The organism is Desulfoluna butyratoxydans (assembly GCF_900699765.1).
GTDB lineage: Bacteria > Desulfobacterota > Desulfobacteria > Desulfobacterales > Desulfolunaceae > Desulfoluna > Desulfoluna butyratoxydans.
In genome coordinates, this window is sequence record NZ_CAADHO010000005.1 from 219,630 (window position 1) to 241,574 (window position 21,945).

The following is a 21,945-nucleotide window of genomic DNA, read 5'->3' on the forward strand; positions in this document are numbered from 1 at the left end:
CCTTACCTTTCACCGCATTTTCAGAGGCATCCAGTAAGTTCCGGTTGTTGGTTGAACGGGCAATATCAAACACAGTCTGTGTGTGCGTAACGAGGTCGTCATTGGGATGATACACAAAACGCCCTGAAGCCGTGATGATAGCCGAATACCCCGCCCCATCCAGCTCCGAGGCAGCCATGTATTCCCGGATATCCCCAATGAGTAGTTTACTCCCACCACCGCATCATTCTCGTTTTGGATGGAAACAGGCACCCCATACTGAACCAGAAACGCACCGCTCGCCTTTCCGTAGAACGGATCATGCCATACCGCCCCCTCCTCCAGGGGCCTCTCAAACCACTCCCAGGAACCGTCCGCATAATTGTAGACATCATCCACATACGTCATGCCAAAAACTCCGGCCCTGTTTTTCCGGTAATAAGGTGCATAGAGTTCCTTTCCCCCCGGAGCCTGAAACGGCCTGAATGCCACGCAAATCCCGTTGAGAAAACCATGTTTCTCAGCCGCCGCCACAACCATCGCCTCCAGAGCATCAGCATCCGGCTTCGCGGCAGCAATCTCCCTGGCCAATTCCTGCCCCACCCGCTCAAGCTCAGCTAACCGAGATTCCGCATACCCGATGGACGCTCCCACCTTTGCCCTGGCCATATCCAGCGTCTCCCGGACACATGCAGCCTTGTCGGCCCGGTAGTGCCAGATCATTACGCCCGAAAAGAGAAGGGAAAGAGTCAGGAGGACGACCTGGGTATTTCTGATGTGGTTTATTGGTTTTGGGGGCATGACCTTGTGAAGGAATGAAGTGGGGGGCTTGTGTGACGTATGGATGGGAAAATCGGAGTTATGCTGTGAAGGCGTTTTTTAAGTATGGATTTTGTCAAATGTCAAGACGCGACCCATTATCCATGTGTTCTTCGGCAGGCTACGATATATCTTTTCTAAAATAAAGTGGTTGTGTTGCGGGTTCTATTAGCTTGCCATGAAGGCTGAGGAATGGCTTGCCGCGTTGCGGCTTTCTTGAACAATTAGGCTAAAAAGCGTTTTAATGATTTTTGGATTTTGTTATGGGATGGAGATTTTCATTATTACTGATGTATATAAAGATTACGGAATAGAATCTAACCTTTCTAAGGCCTTTTTAATATCCCCAAACTGAACAACTTCGAATAATAGCTTGCTCTTATGTTAGCATCTTTATCACTTTTTTTCTTCTCTGTTTGCAGCTGCTCTAGGAATTGTGAGTTCTTTGTTTCAGCCTCTTCTTTCGTTTCTACTCTCTCTGGAAGTTTTATACCGAATGGATTCCATTCACTCCTAGGGTCACTCCGAAGCAAACCATCCCATAGCACAGCAGCCTGTGGCCTTCCGATATTCAAGAAAAAGAAAGCTCCCATGAAGCTAACCCATGCCAAGTCCCCTTCCTGAGATTCCCAAAGCTTTTCTTTAGTTTCCACATCGTAATAAACAATTTCCCCTTGGTTTACCACTTCCCTCTTAGTTTCTTTTAAAACGATGCCAGCTTGTTTTATATGTTCATACGTTAGCGCATTTATCTGACCATGACGCATACCGATTTTTCCACTGCTCAATACTGGTTTAGAAGTTTTTTCATGAATGGTAGCAACACCGCTTAATGCATCATCCAGAGCTTTTAATATTATCGCCCAATCATTCTCATTGCTCGGAGGGTAAATTGTTACAAGTTTATCCAGAATATCTGTATCATTTATATCAAACTTGTGGCTCATTTTGTAACCTATCAAGATGGGGGATACTTTCTCAATTACCGTTTTTTTATCTTTCTTTGCAGCCCCGATGTGTGCTTTCCAATCAACATCTTTATCGTTTTTATTCTCACCTGTCCAACTCATATATTGGCCATTCATTGGCCCTTTATATCCGTCGTGCTGCAATTTTAATTGAAGATCCTGATCTAGCTCCCTTTGGATTACAAACTGCTTTTTGTTGTTGCAAGTTCTATTATCCATAAAACCAAAACGTTGTTTGACATTGCTCTTCTTCTGACCAACAACATTAGCAACCGCCTGACTTGTATTTTCTTTTGATTTATCTACTTGTGAATACATATCTCAAACCTTTTTGATTTTTCTTTAGTGGTTGTTATAGGCTTTCTTCATTGCCTGTAACGACCACAGTAAAAACCCCCAATGGATTTTATATTTGATATATCATCAAAGAGGTATTTTTATTCGTCTGGTCTTGGGAATAAAGACACCTTATTCATATATCCAGATTGTCGAAAGGTGATTTAATATTATCAAATCCCTTTGTCGTGATATGAGTGTAAATTTGAATGGTCTTAGGGCTGCTGTGCCCCAAAAAGCTTGAATATACCTAATATCCGTGCCCCGTTCCAAAAGATGTGTTGCAAAGGAATGTCTCAGCGTATGTAATGTTGCATTCTTATTAATTCCCGACAATTTCAAGGCCCGGTAAAAAATCTTCCTCAAACTTGTAATACTATATTTCCCGCCATTGGCACTTGCACAAAGCCAGACACGAGGACGATATGTTTGGATGCCGTTTAGGGTGGCTGGGAGTTTAAGGGATCAGAAAGCCATGGATGGCTTATGATCCGATGAAGAGTGACACAAAGTTTTGAACACTCCCCCCGCTGAACGACCTGCGAGGACGTGGCGCCCTTTTGACACAGCCCACCTCGTTGTCTGTGCGACACAATGCCATTACGAGCCGGCAAAGACTCGTCTTCCAGCTTCCTTTGCCCTGAAGTAGAATAGGCACATGCCCTCTTAGCTGGTTCCCTGGCATCACCTGCGTATGCATACATGCTCTTGCCCCCGAAAACATAAAAGCATCGTCAAAATAGAGCGTTGCAGTATGGAATGCTATATACAGCTATACGAACGTAGGGTGCGGCACCCGCACCGTCAAACGCCGTCCGCCGATGGACGTTCCCACCTTCGCCTTAGCCATATCCAGCGTCTCCCGGACACACGCTGCCTTGTCGGCCCGTAGGGCCAGATCATCTCCGCGGAAAAGACAAGGGAAAGAACCAAGAAGAAAGCCTGAATGTTTCTGATGCGGTTTGATGGTTTTGGAGGCATGACCTTATGAAGGAATGAAGTGGGTGGATGGTAGTGAGTGAGGATATGAAAATGGTTTTCTGGTGTGAGGGCGTTTATTGAAGTATGGACTTTGTCAAATATCAAGGCGCGGGCCCTTCTCTCAAACCTTTTTATATTTTCGAATATTCTTATCCTTTCCATTTTAAAAATTTACTTCGCATGCTGTAGGCACTATGTTCTCCCCATTCTTCAATGGCCCATGCCGGAAAATCTTGCTCCATTATCCAAGCTAATATATCTGCTTCATCAAAATCGGTCAGACCTTCATCAAAACTTAATTTAACGCCACTTTTCGTAGCAAATTCACCAGTATCCGGACTATGCCAAATCCCCATATGTTCTTGTACTAGATGCATTACTTCTTCAAGAATTGTCATTACTGCAAATGTGGCGAAATGAAATGCGTTAACATCATCCAATTCATTACTACTTTTCAACAATTCGATACTTTCCCATTGCGATTCAGTTGCTTCCATATATGGAATCTTAATTCCTTGATTTGGGAAATACCTAGGGTCCCCTTTTTTAGCTGTGCTGTAAAAACCACTCCCATTATCTTTTGGTGATATAGATATATCATATGAATAGTCTATTTTTTTTACCTTCTCATGAGTATTCTTTATCCAATAATTCACTATAAAATCGATCAATAGATTATGAGCTTTACCTAATTGACCAGCTTTAATCAAAGTTGAAGCAAGTTCAACAACATCTCTTCCTTTAGCTGCATGTTTTTTCGTTGAATCAGTAACTTTAACTTGTTGTTTGTCAAAAGCCGGCCACTCCTTTTGGGCACGAACCATTCGTTTGCTTATTTCCTCTGCATAGGCGTTTCTGATTTTTCGAATCGCAGCTTCGTATTTAGATGTGGCTGAACTGGCAGCTGCACATGCCCGGATGACCTCTGCTAGAGCTTCATCCCCCGGCGTCTTTTGATATAACCGTAAAGCCTCAATAATTTTACCAATTTCCACAGGACGCTCGTCTTCAGACAAAGACTGAATATCAACGATTAAGCCAGATACATTTAATTTTCTCTGAGCAACTAATGCCCCTGAAGAAGACAAGGCGTTTAAATCAGTTGTCACTGTAGAAATCAATTGAGGTGCATTCAATCCAAACCGTTGCTTCACATTACCTTTCTTTTGAGCAACAGAATTAGCAGCTGCCATATTTTTAAAAGCCCTTAACGGCTGCACTTGCGGACTGTTACAAGACAGATTCTTTAACTTCTGCATCTGGATGGATTCTGGACGATTATCCACAAACTGATCAGTAGATATACCACGGCCCTGAATCAGGGAGCCAGCATCAGAAATAGATTTGCGTTTATTCTCCTGTGTTTTTTCTATTTGTTCATACATATCTCAAACCTTTTAAATTTGTCTTTAAGGGTCGAATATATATACGAGTCGCGTCTTGACATTTGACAAACCCAAAACAATAGGTCTCTGCAACACTGAAACAAAATCTGGGGAATAGTCCAAGCGGTCTGCATTCAAACCCCACGTGCAAAGCCACAGCGTTCCCATCGGGTGAATGCAGAATGGAAATGCCTCATAAGGAGGATGCCAATTGATCGTGATGTTTATGTCGGGTGCTCAAAAGGTGAGGTATTCCGGGTTAAAGATGGACACGCTCCACTTTGCCCATCCTACTAATGTAACGTGGAAAACCAGAGTTGCCGAATATCATGAATAGGGTCCGCGTCGTTACAATTTGTCCAATATCAGGTCACGACCTCATCTCACGTCGGCGAGACGAGAAATAACATTCTGTATGTTGATTGGTTGAGAGATACAGATTGGGTTTATCGTTAAGAAAAATGGCGTCCTACTGACCGCTCAGTAAAACTCTATAAACGTGGGCAGAAGTTTAGAGCAGGCAATTTTCCCAATGTCAAGACGTTACCTCCGTCCTCCAAGGAGATAGTTGGCCTCAACCCTCTGGCTGATCAACCCCCTCATTCACTTCAGTTATATCAGCCCAGTTACGGGTAATTCCGGTATCATACTTAAGTTTACTCATAATTAAAATTCCGGTTAAGTCTGCAGAGGCCCTCAAAGCTAACGTGCTATTTCTTTTAATTCTTATATATGGAGTCTCATTCTCATCAAAATAAGTAACTATTCTATTGAGATTCGCGACCTGTTCATTAAACCCGAACTCGATTACGACAGCTTGCGTAATGTTTGCTCTATTATCATAAAGCCAAGCACCCTCTTTCCAATCCCCACCACCAGTTGTCTTAAATAGCGCCCCATTTGGCTTGCAATGCCCCATATAAACAGCATCTTCCGTTTTTACGATAAGTCCGCCACAAGAAGTAAAAGCCCCCCATTCAGTCCCTGTCGCACCAGCTGTAGTGTTTTTTACATCATCGGTGCCCATAATTGAATTTAAGTCTAATCCATTTTCCTTTATTTTTTTATTATACCCTGAACGCAATGTATCATCTGCACCATTTTGGTTCTGGCTTGTATTGGACCCTATATAAAAATTTGGCATGGATTTTCTCCTTATATAATTCGCTAAAGTTGTTCACTATAGAGTTTCTCTCTGTTACCCAAAAAACATTTAGACCAATACGATATTAGGAGAGATCAAACTTACTTATCTGACAAAATGCCGCCACTCCAATCCCATGAAAACATACGACTAGCCCATTTTCACACCCGCAACCCATATCGCCTCGTCACTATTGCCGTCAGCGATGGTCGTCAGGTAGTTGTCATCTGCGGTCCGGTGCCAGGCGAGGTAGGGTTTGTCGGTGTAGTGATGGTTTTTGATCCGCACCCGGTCACCGGCCCGGATCTCTTCCCCATCTTCCAGATTGATCTTCTCCAGGGTCCAGCCCTGTTTGGAGGTGTCGTAGTCTTTGGTGTAGTAGTAAAGCGACGGGGTGGACCAGGCGCCGAGGAAACAGTAATTACCGGTTGCTGATTCGTTGGTTTTGATCTTGATGGATGCACCATGCCGGGCTACATCCCGTGAGTCTTCGTTGTCGGTATGGATAAGCGAAACGGTGATGGCGGCTGTGCGCATTTTGGGGAAATACTGTGTGGATGGAAAGAGTGATTCTTCCTGCATGGCGCCGATGAACTGGCCGTTGCCACCTTGCAGGATCACATCGCTGGTGCGGTATTGGACGGGCACCCCGCCGGGCATGGGGCCCTCTTCCAGATCCCACTCCACCTGGGTGGCGATGGTGGTCAGGTACTGATAGCCGTCGCCATACTGATAGGCGGCCAGGTAGGGTTTGTCGGTAAAGTTCTGATTCTTGACATATACCCGATCACCCGGCCGGATCACGTCATCCTCGCTGAGATCGCTCTTTTCGATGATCCAGCGCTGTTTGTTGACCGAATAATCCTTGGTGTAATAGTAGAGGGCCGGCGTCTCCCAGGCGCCCAGGAAGGCGTATTCACCGACAGTATCTTCGGTGGTTTTGATCTCCGTTACCGCGCCGGAGCGAAGCGGGCCACCGTCCGGTTTGATCATCTTGTGGGTCAGGCCGATGTTGCTCATGCGTGGATAGTATTGGGAGCTGCCGATGCCATAGGCGCTTTCGGACATCTTGCCGATGCAGGCGCCGTCCCGGTTGCGAAACCGCATACTGACGGTGTTGGGCCCCTCGTCGCCGGACAGAAAGAAAAGCCCCTGGCTCTCCAGATGGCCATGAACCAGTCCCAAATGGTCCACAGCCGCCCGATTGAACCGGTAATACGACGTTCCGGTTTTGTCGCTGCTGGCGAGGTATTCATTCAACCACTGCATGCGCTCAAAGGTTTCGGGTACCTTCAATGCCTGCCCGTCCACAAGGATGCGACCGATGTTTTTTCTCCAGGCCTCACACTGATCAGGCTCGCGGGTGTCGAGGATCTCGCGGATCACCTGTTCGGTGGCGCTGTCCAGGGGAGCGTAGGTCTCAACCGTAAAGGGAGCGCGGTTGCGGACACAGGTCATGGCCTGGACCATCTGCTTGAACGCCTTCATGAAAAAATCACGGTTGTCCTTGATAACGGGTTCCCCGGACCATTGGGGCTGATACCGATACCTCATGTAGGGGTAATCCGGCAGGTGCCCCATGCGTCCGTGGCCCTGATAGGCATAGGAGTTATAAGCAGGCAGCGCCGGGGTGGCGATCTCCGGATTGAACAGATCCCCCAACGGCCAGACTCGTGTCCAGGCCACCTCGTGTTCAGAGCCGTCGGGATGGATGTCCATCACCGTTTCACCGGCATTGTTCATGAACCATGCCGGGATGCCCGCATAATAGCAATGGGCCCAGGTGTCGCACAGAATATGCATGCGCAGGCCGAGCATCTGCAGATTGTCGGCGTGCGCCTCCACCACATTGTTGATCATCTCCCCCAAAAGCAGACTGTTCGGCAGGCATATCAGCTTAAACTTCTGCTCCGACTCCCGGTTGAAAACCCAATGGTTGGTCCAGCCGTGATCCTCCATGGGCCCGGTATAATCGACCGTGTGGTCATGTCCGTAGTTGCCGGGCAAAAAGTGAAACGGAATCCAGACGCTCATGGTTTCGTCCAGGTGGGTTCCCGACCAGGCAATGGTGTTGTATTTGACCATTTCCGCATTGGTCTGCACGGTGGGAACCATCTCAAAATCACCGATATGGGGATGTCCGTCATCATTCTGCAACAACGACCGGTCGGACTCGTCCACATACTGTGCGGCGTGGGCGATGGTCTGGGCTTCTGAAAAGCTGTAACCGGCAATGCGTGCGGCGGTGTATGTTGCGTAGTAATGAAAATCGATATTCATATCTCGTCTCCTTCTTGGTAGACGTCACGAAAACGATTTGTCGTCCTTGCATTTTTCGATGAATCCCCGTCATATCTCCACGATGATCCAGTCATCCCAATCGATGCGATCCCGGCATATGGGGCATGTATCCCGGGTTTTATACCACTCCCGAAGGCACTCTTCGTGGAACGGATGGGCCACTGTCTCCCCGGTGGCGTCGGAATCATGGGTTCTGATGTTGTCGCCCTTCTGGAATTTTTTCAGACATATCGTGCAGGTTGTCATGGGAATCTCCTTTTGTGGGGTTTACTAAAAAGTACATGGATTGGAATCACCACAGTCCGGCATTGGCGCTGTCGTTGAGTATGGCTTTTCCCGCCAGGTCTTTGATCAATTCAAATTTTTGTTGATCGTCCGCATTTTCCCACTCCACCCTCAGGTCAGCATACTCACCATCGGTAGCGCTTCTCCTTTCACAGGCAAAATCATCGAACGCCTCACCGGGATCCGGGTGCAGGGGCCTGACGGTGGGACCAACCACAAGGTTTCCGGGCAGCCATGACAACAAACCGGCAAACTCTTCCAAGGCTTCGCCATTTCGTACAAGGATCTGGTTGATCAGCCCGTCGCCACCGGCAAGAACCTTTGCCTGCCCGGTCCCTCCCCATCCCCCCAGGTTTGCCGCCAGCAGGCTGGCGGCATCATAATGGTCAAAAACAGCCTGGATTCTGGCCTGCTCATCGATAATGTAATCCCGCCCCACCGCACACACCTGGGCCCAAGGGATAAGATGGTGCCTTGCGTTCTGGCCGACAGCACCGGGTAAAATGTCATTGAAAGGATAAGCGGGTCTTGCGCCACACATCGGCATGTTTGTTACCTCCTTATTTGGTGTTGAGGTAAAACGTTAAGGTTCACGCATGGTGTTTCGTTGCATTATCGAAAACGCGACAACGGTTCTGGGGCAGGAGCAATCTGGTTCACGGAGTTCACCCTACATGCTGAAGAGGATTCGGTGTGGTGTGGGATATTGCTCAGCGGTGCGCACGGCGCACCCTACGAGGTATCATCAATTTTCTGCGGTGTTGGCTATTCAGCTTGCCTCCGGCTGGAGGCAATTTTGAACTGATTCGTTACAGTAAAATGTGCCATGGCAGTCAATAGGCCAGAACCGCATCGTAAAAGCACCGAACATCGTCGCAGAGCTGGTCAAAGGCCAGGGCTGTCTGAATTTTGATCAGCACCCGGGCTTGGGTCTCTTCGTCCAGGGGACGACGGGGAAGACTCAGCCGATCGCAGATCCGATGGACCTTGGCAACGTATTCCACGGGAACGCGGTGTTCCCTCATGAACGATTCAGACATGGGATTGTCGGCGACCCACCGCGCGTAGATAACAGGGACGATGGTGTTGAACCAGACGCTGGAGCCACAGGGAAGTCCGGTGACGTCGAACCCGCTGAGTGTGGCCCCACGCTGCTTGAGAAAATGAAGGCATTGAAGCACCATGTTGCGGCCTTCGTGGGGGTAATGGGGGCCGTCGCCATAGGGGGTGTAGCTGCCTTTCATGAAATCGCGGTCCACGGTGATATGGAACAGGTAATTTTCCAGGGGTACCCCGAGTTCAAGGCTTTTGCGCAGGGCGTTGGCAAGTAAAATTTCCTGGGAAAGATCCACCTTGTCCTGATACCGAATGCCGCCGAGCCCCCAGGAGACCACGTTGGCGATGGTGCTGCCCAGGCCCAGGACCACGTACCGGGACACGGGATGATCCCGATGAAGGGTCTTGTCGTCCGGGCGCGGTCGCAAGGCCTGGCCCCAGTTCTGGCAGCAGATGGAGTCTGCATCCGGGTTGAAGGCTTCATAGTCCTTGTGGTTATCGAAGTTGATGACCACCCGGCGCCATGCCATGTCCTCGTGGCCTCGAAATCCCTTGTTGGCAAGGATGTAGGCCATATGATGGGCACTGTTGTGATCCACAACGGAAAAAAGAGGATTGGCGATATCCGTCAGAATGGGCCGGTTTTCCTTGAACATGGGGCCACCCAGAAAGGTATCCCGGTATGCCTGGAACGGCACGTTGCCGTGGGAGCCGCCGGTGACCCGGTGGGTAAACTCAATATCCCCCTTGGTCTGGGAAGCCCTGAGCCTGAACCCGTCCCTGTGATAGGCGGTGTAGTTCCACGTGTTTTCTTTGTAAGCCCCCCACACGGCGAAATCAAAGCGATCCTTGCCAAAAAACCGCTCGGACCACAGGTCCAGATAGGTTTCGAACCCATATTCATCGATGGGTTTGAAGTCGCCTTGCAGGTTCCGGATATCCGGAATGTCGTCACAGGTTTTGAAATACGCCCTCCTGACCTCCATGATGGCCTCCTTCGTCAGCACACCGATTCCGAGGATGTCTGCCCTCCCCATCCAACGAGCCCTGCGCTCAAAACGCCGCGTCCCATGGTCACAAGGCCGTTATGTCCCCTCGTCGGCCCCGTCCGCCCCGGATGGAGGGGAATCCTCATGGGGCTTCTCCCCTGTTCCCTGGAAAACCATGGTAGCCGACGCCGAAAGAAAGCCGAGGATGGCCCCCAGGACAATGTGAAAGGAGTGGGCGGCAAAGGACTGCTGATCCCGCGAGGCCTTGGTGGCCTCATCGATCATGGAGGTCAACAGCTTGCTGTACTCCCCGTGGGTCAGGTCCCATGCCCCGCCCGGGTCGGCCTCTGCCTTTACCCTTACTTTCTGCAGCTCCGCGATGATCCGGCCCGTGGTCTCCGTGGGGTCGTTCACCCCGGTGTTCCCGAAGGCAGCCCACCCGATTCCCGCCAGGATGAGTACGTTGATGAACAAAATGAGGCACCACACAACAGACGGCCTGAAACATGTTTTCCGGTTCATGGTATTCTCCCCTTGTCAATGATTGCAGGGCATCAGGCAATCCCGGCGGTATGAAGGTTCCCCGCCATCTCAGCTGTCTCCACAAAGCAATCCTCCAGCAATTCGTCCTCCGTAAGGCCAAAGGCTTTGCCGTATTCAAAATAACCGTTGACCCGGGTGCCCACCCGGTAATCGGCGGGGATGGCACACTCGATGCCGTTCACCGCGGCGATGGCCATGGCCAGGCCCTTTTTGTAGCCCAGGTTGGTAATGCGCTCGTAACAGGCTTTGTCCGTGTCGTTAACCGGATTGCCGGTAAAGCAGCAATGGCAGGAGGGGCGGGTTCCGGCCTGGGCCATCCAGTAGAACAGGGCCGAGGCCACCACCAGGTCGGGGTCTTTTCTTACCCGGTCCGAATTGTTGAGAAGGACCTCCTTGTCTCCGTAGTAAAACTGGCTGAAACGGGCGTAGTTGACGGGATAACTGAGCTGGAGAATACCTGCTCCGGAGAAGTACTTCTGGTTGGGTTTCAGGGGATAACCGGTATCGTAGACCCGGCTTCGTTCGTGGCCCTGCTCGCTGGAAAAGGCAAGATTCCACTTGTGGCTGGGCTCCTCGGTCCAGGAGGCTTCGGAAAAACCGTAGGCTTTGGTCCGTGTAAGCCCCTTGAGGACAATGGGGCCTCCGTCGCGAAGGGACTTGCCCCCCACTTCCTGGAGGGCCATGCCGAAAAGGGCAGCGAGTTCTTTTTTCTGTTCTTTTTCCTCGCCGGAGGCAAACCCAGGGAAATAGCGAACGTTTTTCACAAAGGACTCATAGCTGTAGGGTTTGACGCCTTCAAAGCACTGATGGTTGGCATGGGGAAAGAGCTCGTCCCAGACGCAGCGTGTAAACCAGGATTCCAGGGGATGCCGCACCAGGGGATCGCCCTTTTCCTCATCAGAAATCTCTACCGCCTCGCCGCTGCCCCCTTCATGGGGCTGATTCGATTCCCCGGATGATGCCTCGGGCGTGCCCACGGTCTCTCCGCACACGGTGAAAGCCTTTCCGTCCGTGATGTTGGCCGAGATGGTGAAGGTTTTTCCCTCCTTTGCAAAGCGCAGGCTGTGCCCGAAGACCGCCACCTCGCTCCACGCCCCGTCCACGGATCCGCCGGACCGGGTGTCAAAGGCGACGTTGTCCGAGCAGTCAAGGTTAAGGGTCCTTGTTTTCTCCTCCGAGACCAGCGTCATCTTGACGTACCATTGCGTGCCTTCCGATGAAATAAATGTCACCATAATGGCTCCTTGGATTAATTTCGTGAAAAAACCGGACAGATCGGTCAGTTGTCTTCCGTAAAATCGGGCAGGCCCAGTTTCGGAAGGATCTCGTTCATGTTGATGTGATCCGTGGTGCCCACATAAAGGGCGAGCGTTTGGGCGGGTTCAACCAGGTCCTTCCATGATTTGGTACTCTTCTGGAACGTGTATGCCGTTTTGTACTGACCGCCTCCGGCCAGCCCCACACGCCGACCTTACCCGTTGTAGTCAAAACAGATACCGCCCATACCTGCCCCACCGATCTGTGTCACCCTCACCGACATAAAATTACTCCCGTCGGCATCGCTCAGGAAGTAGGAGGCACCCACGCCGACCCTGCCCTGGGTCACCGGGCCCCAGCCTGTGATCCAAAAAGATCCGTCAGAATTTTCCTGCCGGTTGCCAGCCGAGGTTCCCAGTTGCGTATGCTGGCCATCGCTGCTTTTTAAGACGTACATGAGGCTTCCTCCTTAGTCGTGATATTTCACAACAAAACTAATGACTTGCAATGATTCAATGTCATTGCAGATGGTTACTGCGAAAAAAATCAGACATTTCAAAAATACAAAATGTAATTCACGATTTTCTGCTCGATTTTCTCACCCTTCGGGCGAGCCGGGTTAGGGTCATGCCATGAGTACAAGACACATGACGGGATCATCCCATAAGTCCCCAGCATGAATTTTTGATTGTTGTTTTGTAACTATTCAGCTTATGTTTACCTCCGGCGGCCCTGCCGGGGCCAACCCTTTGAAAAGTTTGACAAACAGGCTTTGACAGCTTTGCCATGAATTCCAGCGGTTCTGACTGTTCTGACCTTTCTACCGGAAAGTTTTTTGCGGAGCTTTTTTTCAAAAAAGCGACCCGCCGGAGGCAAGCTGAATAGTTACGTTGTCTTGACACATAACGAATTTGAGGTGGAGCATCGTTATGTATTCTTATTTTGGGGTATAGCCCTTATTTCTTTGCGGGGCCTTTGGACTGGTCGTCACCGGAACTCGCCCCGATGAACTGCCCCGGGTAGAACTTGTTAAGCCAGGCCTCGGCCAGCTGCCTGGAGGTGATGGGCTTCAGGAAAAAGTTGATGGGAACGCCGCATTTGCCTGCGATGGCTTTTTTCACGTAGTCCTCGAAGGCGGTCATGAGGGAGTTGGTGTCGATGACCTTGTTGTTCTTGTCGTCGTAGGCGCCGAGGCTGGAGACCACGTTTTTGACATAGGCGTTGTTCAGCTGCATGAAACTCTCACCGGCCTTGGCCTTGTCCGCGGCAGAACCCATGGTGTTCACCTCGGAATCACTGGACCCCTGGATAGCGGCAAGCTGGGACATGACCTCCTTGGGGTCGGGCTTCAGGTTCTGCACCGAGGTCTCGATCTTGTTGGAAACAATGGAGGGAATCAGGCCCATGGTGATGACGCTGGCATGGGTCTGGAGGTTGGAGGTGCTCAAAAGGCTCTTGACGCTGTCGGCAAAGGAGGAATCCAGGCCGAACTTCCCGCTGTAGTTGGAGAGGCACAGGTTTTCGCTGATGGAGGTGCTGAGGGACTCGGCCAGGGAACTTGCCGACTGGGAGGAGTCGCTCTTCTCATCCTTGAGCAGATGAACCAGGCCCACAAAACTCGACCCGTAGGAGGCACCGGAGAGGAGCTGCATGCCCGGGGTGTCGGCGTCTTTGCCCTCGATGGCCTGGTCCATGGAGGTGTTGTCGTCGGTATTGATTTTCCGGTCCGGGCAGTAGACATTCCATGCACGGATCCCCTTTTCCGGGTCCAGGACAAAGGGGGCGAAGATATCGCAGATCTTGTGGGTGCAGTTGGCGGTGATCACCAGGGTGCCTTCGAGCTTGTGGTTGGCATGCTGGCTCTCCATGGCGCTCTTGGCCGACGACCCCACGGAGGCTCCGTAGGAGGGCTCAAGAAAACCTGACGTCTGGGCCGAAACGTAGGTGGCGATGGAACTCGAATGGGCGTCCGAACTCTGCTTGTTGGACTCAAATCGAAAGTACTGGGCATCCATGATCATGGAGTCCGACGACAGGGGCATCTGCTTGATGGCGGACTTGTTATAATCAATGGGGCTCTCCACGCTGGCGCTTATCTTGTCTTCCTTCTGGCTGTCCCGTGCAGATTTAATGTTGTTCTGGGCGTCGATGGTCTTTTTGGCCAGGTCCACGGCCGCATTGGCCATGGAGGTTTTCAGGGATTCGACCTCCTTGGCCACTTTATCCAGGTCCTTGGCATCCACGTTCATGTTCATCATTTCCTGGATCGTCATGTCCATGCTTCGCTTTGCAAGGATGAGGGCATTGAGCTCCTGCTGGGCATCATCCACGGGTTTCTGCAGGGTGGCGATGTGCTCAAGGGCCTTTATTTTTTCGGGTTTGACGATGTTGCCCAACACAAGGGACGGATCATAGGGAATGCTCGTAGGCATGTTGTTTCCTCCATGTTATGAAACGTTTCATTTCACGTTCACTACCGCCAGCTTCCCTGGTAGCATTTGGTGACACCCAGGGCATCGATGGTCACCTTTCCCGACTCCTTTTTCCCGGTCCAGCAGTAGTCCTCCACCCAGCAGGGAAGCCCGCGTTCAATATCAAACCCCTTTTTTGTGGCATTTTTCATGCCCTCGTACAGGCTGTAGGTAATAGAGCCCCCGATCATCGTGGCACGGGTTTCGTTCCCCTTCCCCGATGCCATGGCCTCTTGTAAGTTCTCCACCTCCTTTTCCGTCCCTTTCACCGGAGGATCAAGAAAATAGACCGTCTCCCAAAACCTGAGAAGACGCCCCAGCGTCACGGAAAAAATACGGCGGTTTGAAACGGTGGCGCGCAACGCCCAGCACTCGAGATTATTTTTGTACTCATGAACGTAACGCCCAAAATCAGAGCTGTAGAGCCCAATATTCATCCAGCTCCATTCATGGGCGATCCCCTGGTCTTCCTCATCGGTATCCATCTTGCTCTGAAGAAAATCCGGATAGTTCTGGGAAACATCGAGTAAAACAGGCACGGTGTTCAAGCTCTCCCCATGGCTCAGGGTTGCGAGAAGCGCCTTTCCGTCGACCAGTTCCATGGTCGTATCCATGAAGAGCCCCCCTTCACGCCACATGATGTACTGGGCGATGAGGTCCTTCGCCGACACGGGTGCCACGGTTTTAAGCTTGTCATACACCCGTTTTACGCCCATTGCCGCCTCCTTGACGGCCCCCTCTTTTTCCACAAAGACCTGGCCGTCGAAATTCTCATAGGTCAAACGGAATCCGTTTTTCATATCACCTTCCAGGGTGGTGTCGACGTTCACCACCTCGGTCGGTTGAAGGGCCTTCTTGTCTTCACCGGCGGCCTCCAGTTTCCTGACCATCTGGGTCAAGTCCTCAACCTTGTCCCCGTTGCACCAGAATTTAATCTTCAGGGACTTGTCCGCGGCGAGGCCGGAGTCGTTCACGATGGAGGTCAGCAGCATCAGGGCATTTTTTTCATGTTGAACCGGGTCTCCGATCCACACCATGTGCAAGGTATCCATGGGTCCATCCTTTCACCTGTTCGAGTTGGTATGTGGGAAAACGACTATTTTTCCAGGGAGAAACTCTCTGCGGCGCCCCGCATCAAGGCGTTGAGCATGCGGCCGTAGGCAATGCGCAGCATCTGGTTGTTGGCGCGTCGAAGCCGGAACCGGATTTCGCGATAAATCGCACGGCGGGAGGCATCCAGGCCGGAGCCGAAAAAGGGCGTGGGGTGATCGGGGGAAGGCCCCATGATGTCCTGTGCCAGGAGGGTAAAGTAGGTCAGGGGCGGCACCCCGGGCCTGGCATCCCAGTCCACCTTGATCAAATCCCCGGCAGCCATGGGAGCATTGCTGTTATTTGTTACGGCGAGGGTCTTCTGGACCTCTTCGGGATTTTCCACCTGAAGGATCCCGAAGGTGGGAAACCAGATCACGTCGGACACCCGGCTCGCCTTGAGAAGCAGGTAGGCGGCCACCACCCAGTTGACCTTGATATGCCCGTCTTCCAGCAAGGCCCTGAGCTCTGCAATGGCCGGGCCGTCCACCACATCGGCCATGCACATCATTTCAAAGATACCGGTTTCACCGAGTTTTTTCGCAGCCTCCACCACCTCGTCCGCCGACCCGGCATCGGCCTTGTCCTTGAGCTCTTTAAGGGAAATGAACATCCCGTCGTAGAGCCAGTCAGGAAGCGTATGGATGGAGTAGAGCAGCTCATAATCCCGGCAAAAGGAGTCCACCAGGGCCTTGGGGGCGTCAAAGGGTTCCTTGATGCTGGCAGGGCTGGGCCCGCCGTGCTTCCTGGGAAACACCTGCACATGGTCACAGTGCAGCCAGGTCTCTTTCATGCGGGCGATGCGCTTGCCCAGCTTGTGGGCGCTGTGACTGAGGCCGCAGGAGTTTTCGATAATGAGGTTGACGTTCTCCTCCAGCTGGTAGTCGAAATCACAGACCTTGAAGCCCCACTGGCCGTCGGGCACGGGATCGGGAATCTGGTGGTAGTAGGTACGGTCCTGACAGAAATACCATTCCGGGGAGGTAATGTGGGGCACGGCCACATCCACGAACTCGCACTTGGCCGCACCGTTTCGCACATCGAGCTTTTCCGCCTCCGGAGAGTTTTCCGGCACGTCCCGATATTCCACGGAGTATCCGAGAAATTTCAGGGCCGTCCGGATCAGGGTGAAGTCATCGATGAGGTTGTTGGCATACATGGAGAGGTTGTAGCTCTCCTCAGGTTCAAAGAGGGTGTCCTCGTCATCGGAGACAGGCTCTTCGGAGATGTCCCTGAGGCTGTACCTGAAATCCGAGGTAATGATCTTGAACACGCCGTAGGGCTGATGCCCCTCCGCCTCTTTCTGGCGCGCCTTCTGCTGCTCGATGGCCAGCTCCGAGATTTCATGGCCCAGGGTATCCATGCGGCCCGGGGCGTAAGGAAAAAAGCTGTGATCCACATCGTTCCAGGCGGAGTTCACCCGGTTGAGGTCGGAGACGAAAAACACCGTATCGGTGCAGTACACCAGCCAGTCCTTGGAATCGGCCGTGGTGATCAGATCAAAGACCCTTTTCAGGTTGGCACCGCCCACGGCGGTGAGAACAGGGATAAGGTCCTTGAACACGTTGACGATGGTCTTGGCCCCTGCCATCTCCACAGGGACCTGAAGGGGCATGTCCAGTTTCTTTGAGGCAAAATCGATGAGTTTTGCCAGGGCCTCAAGCTGGGAGCACCGGTAGAGCTTGTCCCCGCCCAGGGCGCCATGGGGCAGATGTTCTAGGAGGGTGCTGTACCGGGTGTCTTCGATGCTCTCCACCAGAAGGATCTTGATGCGCTGGGCCACGGCGGCCATCACCTCTCCCACGGTTTTGCCCTTGGGGATCTTGTCGTGCTTCACGATGAGGTTCAGGTCGCAATCCCCGGCGTACCCGTCCCAGACCAGGGTATCCGGAGGGTTGGGGCTGATCTGGGCCTTGAGGTTACTCAGGCCCAGCCCGCCCTTTACGCTCAGGGAACAGAGTTCATGGAGGGGAAGGGCATCAAGCAGCGGGCGGTTGTCGGTATGGTACTTTTCCATGAACCGGTTGGCATAGGCCATCAGCTCCCCTCGGATGGCATCGATTTTCAGGAGCTGCCCGGTGATTTCACTGTCGATTTCACGTTTGGTTGCAACCTTCATCCGTTTCATGCGTTGTCGTCCTCCCCAGGTGGGTTCTGTTTGTGTGCCGTTGCGGCACCGAATGTATACGAGGCGGGTGCCGCCCGGCACACGGCCGGGGCAAAACCGCCGCTGTTACCTGTCCCAAACATCAGCCGTTCATCGAAAGGTCCCCCGTATCCCATAGTTCCGGCGTCCCCCGGCAATGTCCGTATACTGCATCAGGGTCTCCCCGGTGACCACGGCCTCGAACTGGATATCCGCAGCCGCCGGTTGCCCGGTGAAGGTCCCGTCTGCGTACCGCACGTAATGAGGGTCCGCCGGGGTTCCGCAGATGAGCAGGTCCCCCTCCTCCGGAATCCGGCCCCGGGCGCTGAGGTATTGCCCGTCGTTCTTTCCCGTAAGAATCCTGAGAAGGTCCAGCCCGTACCCGTTGATGGTCTCTTTGCTTCGGAACACGTTCTTTTTATCGGGCCGCCCCCCGGTCACCGTGGCCAGGTACACAACGGCACAGGCCAGGTAGCCCCAGGTCAGGGCCGTTTTTTTCTCGTTGTTTTTGCACCACACTTCCCATCCCGGGCAACGCTCGACGGCCATGGGGATCTCTTCTCTGCCGCAGGCGTAGGCCAAACAGTTTGCAGGCATGATTCTCCTCCGTTGTCATGAAGTCATGTGACTCGGTTCCCGGCTGCAGGGCAGCAGGATCACCTTCCGATAGGGTTGGGCAAACTCAGCGATCTCATGGAACGACACCGTTGTCCCCCGCAGCACAAACACCCGGTTTCCCGACAGGGCGCCGCCGCTTCGCCTGCCGCTGTCCACAAACCCGGGACCGGCCCCGGGGATCACCCCGAGGTCCCGGCTGCACTCTGCGTCGCTGATCCCGGAAAAAGCACCCGAAGAACACGTGGCGCACTCCGGGGCGGAGGCCCCGCGGAGGTAGTCCCGGACTTCGCTTCCGCACAGCGGACCTCCCGCCCTGGCAATGACCCGTATCTTCGGATGGGAAAAACAACCGCCCGAGGCCTCGCCATGGGCCAGCAGCACAATGATTTCCATGTATCTTCCTTTGTTTTCTTTTTTGCAGGCGGCAGGGTATCAGGCTCGTTCCAGAAACGTCCTCAGGGCCTCGGCCAACTCGTCCTGAAGACTCTCGTCCCCGCGTGCCAGGGCTTCCTGCCAGCGGGTCCGAAGGGTTTCGAAGTGGAGCATCTCGTCAAAGGAGAGAAAAAGAAAGGAGGGCAGCAGGTGGGCCGGAAGCTGACCGGCCACCATTTCCATGGCGGTTTCGCGGAAAACCGGGTTTGCAAACCGGTCGCTCCAGTCCGGGAACAGGATGCTGATACGGTGGGGGTAAAACTCGTCTGCGGGGATATCCGGGACCGTGTCCGGTGGCCGGGGCCGGAGGAGGATGTGCTCCACCACATGCATTCCTTCGGTGGCCATGTTGAGGTACATGAGGTAGCGGCGCAGCAGGTGCACCAGGTGGGTGGCCCGCCAGATGGTCCGGGTGCTGCCCAGGTAGACCCAGGAGTCGCCCGCGTCAAAGGCGATCTGCACATCGTCGCACTCGGAGAGGTGAATCAGCCGATAACTCTCCAGGCGGCCCCCGCCCCGAAGAAGGGAATCGAAAATCAGGTGGTGACGAAAGGGCTCCACGGACGCCAGGAGTTCGCGCACGGCCCCGCAGGTGAGCCGGGGATCCCTGGGTGTGGGGGAGACCGGCACCATCTGCCCGGGATCTTCGGCCTCCGGATCCGTGGCAAGAGCCCCGCCATGCCGGCTCAGGTAGTCGTCATCGGACACAAGTTGGAGGCTGTCCCGGGTGACGGCCCGGGTGAGCGAATCGCTTTTGTGGTGGTAAAACCCCAGCAGGATCTCACATTTCATTTGAAACGGGGGGATGTTCCGATGCCCTTGCGGAGGGGTGGTCAGGCACGCCCCCCGGAACCTGTGGGCAGAGATCTCGGGAAGCCGTTTCAACAGGGCGATGCGCACCTGGATCAAGGACTCCTCAAGGGCGGTGTCGCTGAAGTAACTGCCGTCCCGGCGAAGGGGCTCGGCATCCACGGCCTCCCCGTACAGGGCCAGGAGGTGGGAGAGGAACCCGTTGCGGCGCCGGTGAAAATCGTCGTGTTTTCTCAAAAGGGCTGTGTGGGAAGCCTCCGGGTCCTTTTTGGTACGGAGCTCGTCCATGCCGCTGATGTGGTCGGGGCCCAGAAACGCTCCGAACCGGGTCTGCCTCACCCGGGCCTCCGGGGAAAAGAGATCGGGCATGGCGTCCAGGGTGGCCATGCCGTCGGCCAGGAACTGCTCCATCAGGGCCAGATACCCTTTAAGCTGCCGGGCGGCTGCCTTTCTCTCCACAGGATAGGTGGGGGGCACGCCAAAGGCGTTGATCCCGTAGACATTGGGGAAGTGGTCCTGGACGGAGGTGTAATCGCCGAAATTCCGAAACGTGGCCGCAGGCAGGGTGTACAGGGAGGCGGGGTCATGGGGCGCGGGCCGTCGGCCCCCGTACTCCAGGGCAGAATAGAGCCCCTTGAATTGATCGATGTCCACGGCAAGCCCCTTGCCGTCGAGGTAAAACGTCACCCGGTTATCAGCGGCCCGCTCGGGGATCTCAAGGGAGAGCACGCTCCCCTGGTTCGCGCGCTGGATGCAGACAAAGTGGCGGAGCCCCCCTTTGAAAAAACAGAGTTTTTTCACCGACACCACCCCTTTGACCTTGCGGACCGCACCGATCACCTCGGTGACGGCCACTCTCTCCGCCACCTGGGAGCGTCCGCGCCGCGACAGGATCCCGTGACGCGTCAGGGGCCCATGGAATATGTCGGCGGGCTCCATCCCATCCTCCAGCACCGCCAGGTGAGACTCCGGCCGCAGCCCCGGAGCCAGGAGCCCGTTGCAGACATGGTAGACCTCGGCCATGACCGTGGAGGGAGGCCGGGATCCGTCCAGTTCCATCTCCGCCTCCAGGGCATAGGGGTCTTCGGTGAGAACCACCACCTCCTGCAGATCTTCCCCCAGGTTGCGAACCTCATGGTAGGCTTCCCGCGCTTCTGCGGCCAGGGCAGAGGCGTCCACCCCGGGGGCCGCCCGCAAAAGGAGTCGCCACAGCCCGGCGGGCAGGGCTTCGGCCCAGACATTCTCCACCCTGTCCAGCCGGTCGAAAAGGTGCTTTTCCACATCCTCACCCGTAACCGGTCCGCAGGGCAGGATCGCCTCGGGCCGGAACATGCCCACGGCCTCGGGGACAAACCCCTCTTCTCCGGTAAAATAGTCTGCGGCGGGAAACCCCGTGCGATGGACCAGGTCGGTGATGCCGTAGCAGAGGTGCTCCAGCATGGTGACCCCGGGATCGTGGAGGTTGTAATCCGTCCACACCTCGCTGCAGAGTTCCTGGACCAGCCGGAGTCCTTCCGCCCGAAGGCGTTCAAAGCTGGTGTCGTCCCGGCTGAAGTCCCGTTTTTTCAGAACCAGGGTGCCCATGTCACACCTGCCCTTCATCGGACGGCAGCACGCAGGTGTCCATAAACGGATCGTCCCAGAGCCGCGTGAGGCCGTACCGGACGGCAGCATCGCCCCCGTAGGCACGGCAGGTGCGCATCTCCAGGCGATAGTCATGGCGCTTTCCACGCCAGCGAAGCAGGATGCGGTTGCGCCGGGCATCGAAGTAGGCCTGGTGCATAACGACCTTTCCCCGCCCCCTGAAAGTGTTCAGGGCCACGGCGTGCACCAGGGCATACCGCCCTTCCCTCTTTTTCCCGGCCCCGGCCATGACCTCAAAGGCCTGGCACCCGTCAAGCCCGTTCACCAGGGTGTGCCAGCGACCATCCGCCGGGATCACCCCGTTGCCAAAGCGGCCTGTGCGCCCTTCCATGGCAATGGTGCCGTGGAGGTCGAGGTCGGACCGGGGGTCCTCGCACCCGATGCCCACCTTTCCCTCGGGGGTCAGGGTCAGGAGGCTCTTGTTTTCGCCGTTGCGCAGATGAAAGCACCCTGTATCCGGATGGATCCCCATGGACCAGTCCGGGCAGACCATCTCCATCTTCCGGAAAAAGCTGATCAGCTTCTCCCGTTCACCGATGGCGGCGATCTTCAGGCCGTGCTCCGCGGACTTCTCAAAGCCGTCGTCGATGATGTTGATCACCGAATCGATCAAGTCCGCAAACTGCTTCTCCGTCGGCAGGGCGCCCTTCTTAAAGTACTTTTTCAGGGTGTTGCGGTTCTGCTGGGCCATT

20 protein-coding genes are annotated in these 21,945 nt (G+C 53.9%); all 20 read right to left on the reverse strand.

The genetic code is table 11. From position 1 onward, the window contains the following. Window positions 1–9 precede the first annotated feature (9 nt). Window positions 10–780, reverse strand: a complete 771-nt coding sequence (locus MSL71_RS14980) for a cache domain-containing protein (protein ID WP_180141783.1) — start codon at window positions 778–780, stop codon at window positions 10–12. Between the two features lie 344 nt (window positions 781–1,124). Continuing rightward, entirely contained in the window at window positions 1,125–2,084 is a 960-nt protein-coding gene (locus MSL71_RS14985) for a hypothetical protein (protein WP_180141784.1), read from the reverse strand. Window positions 2,085–2,234: 150 nt separating this feature from the next. Then, complete coding sequence (locus MSL71_RS14990; protein WP_246317801.1) at window positions 2,235–2,468, reverse strand: tyrosine-type recombinase/integrase; 234 nt, start codon at window positions 2,466–2,468, stop codon at window positions 2,235–2,237. A 764-nt stretch (window positions 2,469–3,232) separates the two neighbouring features. Further along, a complete protein-coding gene (locus MSL71_RS14995) occupies window positions 3,233–4,468 on the reverse strand; it encodes a hypothetical protein (RefSeq protein ID WP_180141785.1) in 1,236 nt (411 codons plus the stop codon). Between the two features lie 574 nt (window positions 4,469–5,042). Then, window positions 5,043–5,612, reverse strand: coding sequence for a hypothetical protein (locus MSL71_RS15000; RefSeq protein WP_180141786.1), 570 nt, complete (start codon window positions 5,610–5,612; stop codon window positions 5,043–5,045). Between the two features lie 150 nt (window positions 5,613–5,762). Then, entirely contained in the window at window positions 5,763–7,892 is a 2,130-nt protein-coding gene (locus MSL71_RS15005; protein ID WP_180141787.1) for a DUF6765 family protein, read from the reverse strand. A gap of 69 nt (window positions 7,893–7,961) precedes the next feature. Beyond that, on the reverse strand, window positions 7,962–8,159 hold the full coding sequence (locus MSL71_RS15010) for an RING finger domain-containing protein (RefSeq protein ID WP_180141788.1): 198 nt from the start codon (window positions 8,157–8,159) through the stop codon (window positions 7,962–7,964). Window positions 8,160–8,205: 46 nt separating this feature from the next. Beyond that, the gene (locus tag MSL71_RS15015; RefSeq protein ID WP_180141789.1) at window positions 8,206–8,745 is read right to left on the reverse strand and encodes a hypothetical protein; all 540 of its coding nucleotides are present in this window, start codon (window positions 8,743–8,745) and stop codon (window positions 8,206–8,208) included. 286 nt (window positions 8,746–9,031) lie between these two features. Beyond that, the gene (locus MSL71_RS15020) at window positions 9,032–10,240 is read right to left on the reverse strand and encodes a hypothetical protein (protein WP_180141790.1); all 1,209 of its coding nucleotides are present in this window, start codon (window positions 10,238–10,240) and stop codon (window positions 9,032–9,034) included. Between the two features lie 99 nt (window positions 10,241–10,339). Further along, window positions 10,340–10,765 carry a hypothetical protein gene (locus tag MSL71_RS15025; RefSeq protein WP_180141791.1) on the reverse strand — a complete coding sequence of 142 codons (426 nt, stop codon included), beginning with the start codon at window positions 10,763–10,765 and terminating at the stop codon, window positions 10,340–10,342. Window positions 10,766–10,797: 32 nt separating this feature from the next. Continuing rightward, a complete protein-coding gene (locus MSL71_RS15030) occupies window positions 10,798–12,021 on the reverse strand; it encodes a chitinase (RefSeq protein ID WP_180141792.1) in 1,224 nt (407 codons plus the stop codon). 44 nt (window positions 12,022–12,065) lie between these two features. Then, window positions 12,066–12,248, reverse strand: a complete 183-nt coding sequence (locus MSL71_RS15035; protein WP_180141793.1) for a hypothetical protein — start codon at window positions 12,246–12,248, stop codon at window positions 12,066–12,068. 9 nt (window positions 12,249–12,257) lie between these two features. Beyond that, window positions 12,258–12,500 (reverse strand): hypothetical protein, encoded by a 243-nt coding sequence (locus tag MSL71_RS15040; protein ID WP_180141794.1) that lies wholly within the window; start codon window positions 12,498–12,500, stop codon window positions 12,258–12,260. A gap of 499 nt (window positions 12,501–12,999) precedes the next feature. Then, complete coding sequence (locus MSL71_RS15045) at window positions 13,000–14,475, reverse strand: hypothetical protein (protein ID WP_180141795.1); 1,476 nt, start codon at window positions 14,473–14,475, stop codon at window positions 13,000–13,002. Window positions 14,476–14,516: 41 nt separating this feature from the next. Then, window positions 14,517–15,566 carry a hypothetical protein gene (locus MSL71_RS15050; protein WP_180141796.1) on the reverse strand — a complete coding sequence of 350 codons (1,050 nt, stop codon included), beginning with the start codon at window positions 15,564–15,566 and terminating at the stop codon, window positions 14,517–14,519. A gap of 44 nt (window positions 15,567–15,610) precedes the next feature. Beyond that, entirely contained in the window at window positions 15,611–17,731 is a 2,121-nt protein-coding gene (locus MSL71_RS15055) for a hypothetical protein (protein ID WP_180141797.1), read from the reverse strand. A gap of 129 nt (window positions 17,732–17,860) precedes the next feature. Beyond that, window positions 17,861–18,346 (reverse strand): hypothetical protein, encoded by a 486-nt coding sequence (locus MSL71_RS15060; protein WP_180141799.1) that lies wholly within the window; start codon window positions 18,344–18,346, stop codon window positions 17,861–17,863. Window positions 18,347–18,361: 15 nt separating this feature from the next. Further along, complete coding sequence (locus MSL71_RS15065; protein ID WP_180141801.1) at window positions 18,362–18,760, reverse strand: hypothetical protein; 399 nt, start codon at window positions 18,758–18,760, stop codon at window positions 18,362–18,364. 39 nt (window positions 18,761–18,799) lie between these two features. Continuing rightward, on the reverse strand, window positions 18,800–21,193 hold the full coding sequence (locus MSL71_RS15070) for a hypothetical protein (protein ID WP_180141803.1): 2,394 nt from the start codon (window positions 21,191–21,193) through the stop codon (window positions 18,800–18,802). Between the two features lies 1 nt (window position 21,194). Beyond that, window positions 21,195–21,944 (reverse strand): hypothetical protein, encoded by a 750-nt coding sequence (locus tag MSL71_RS15075; RefSeq protein ID WP_180141805.1) that lies wholly within the window; start codon window positions 21,942–21,944, stop codon window positions 21,195–21,197. Between the last annotated feature and the right edge of the window lies 1 nt (window position 21,945).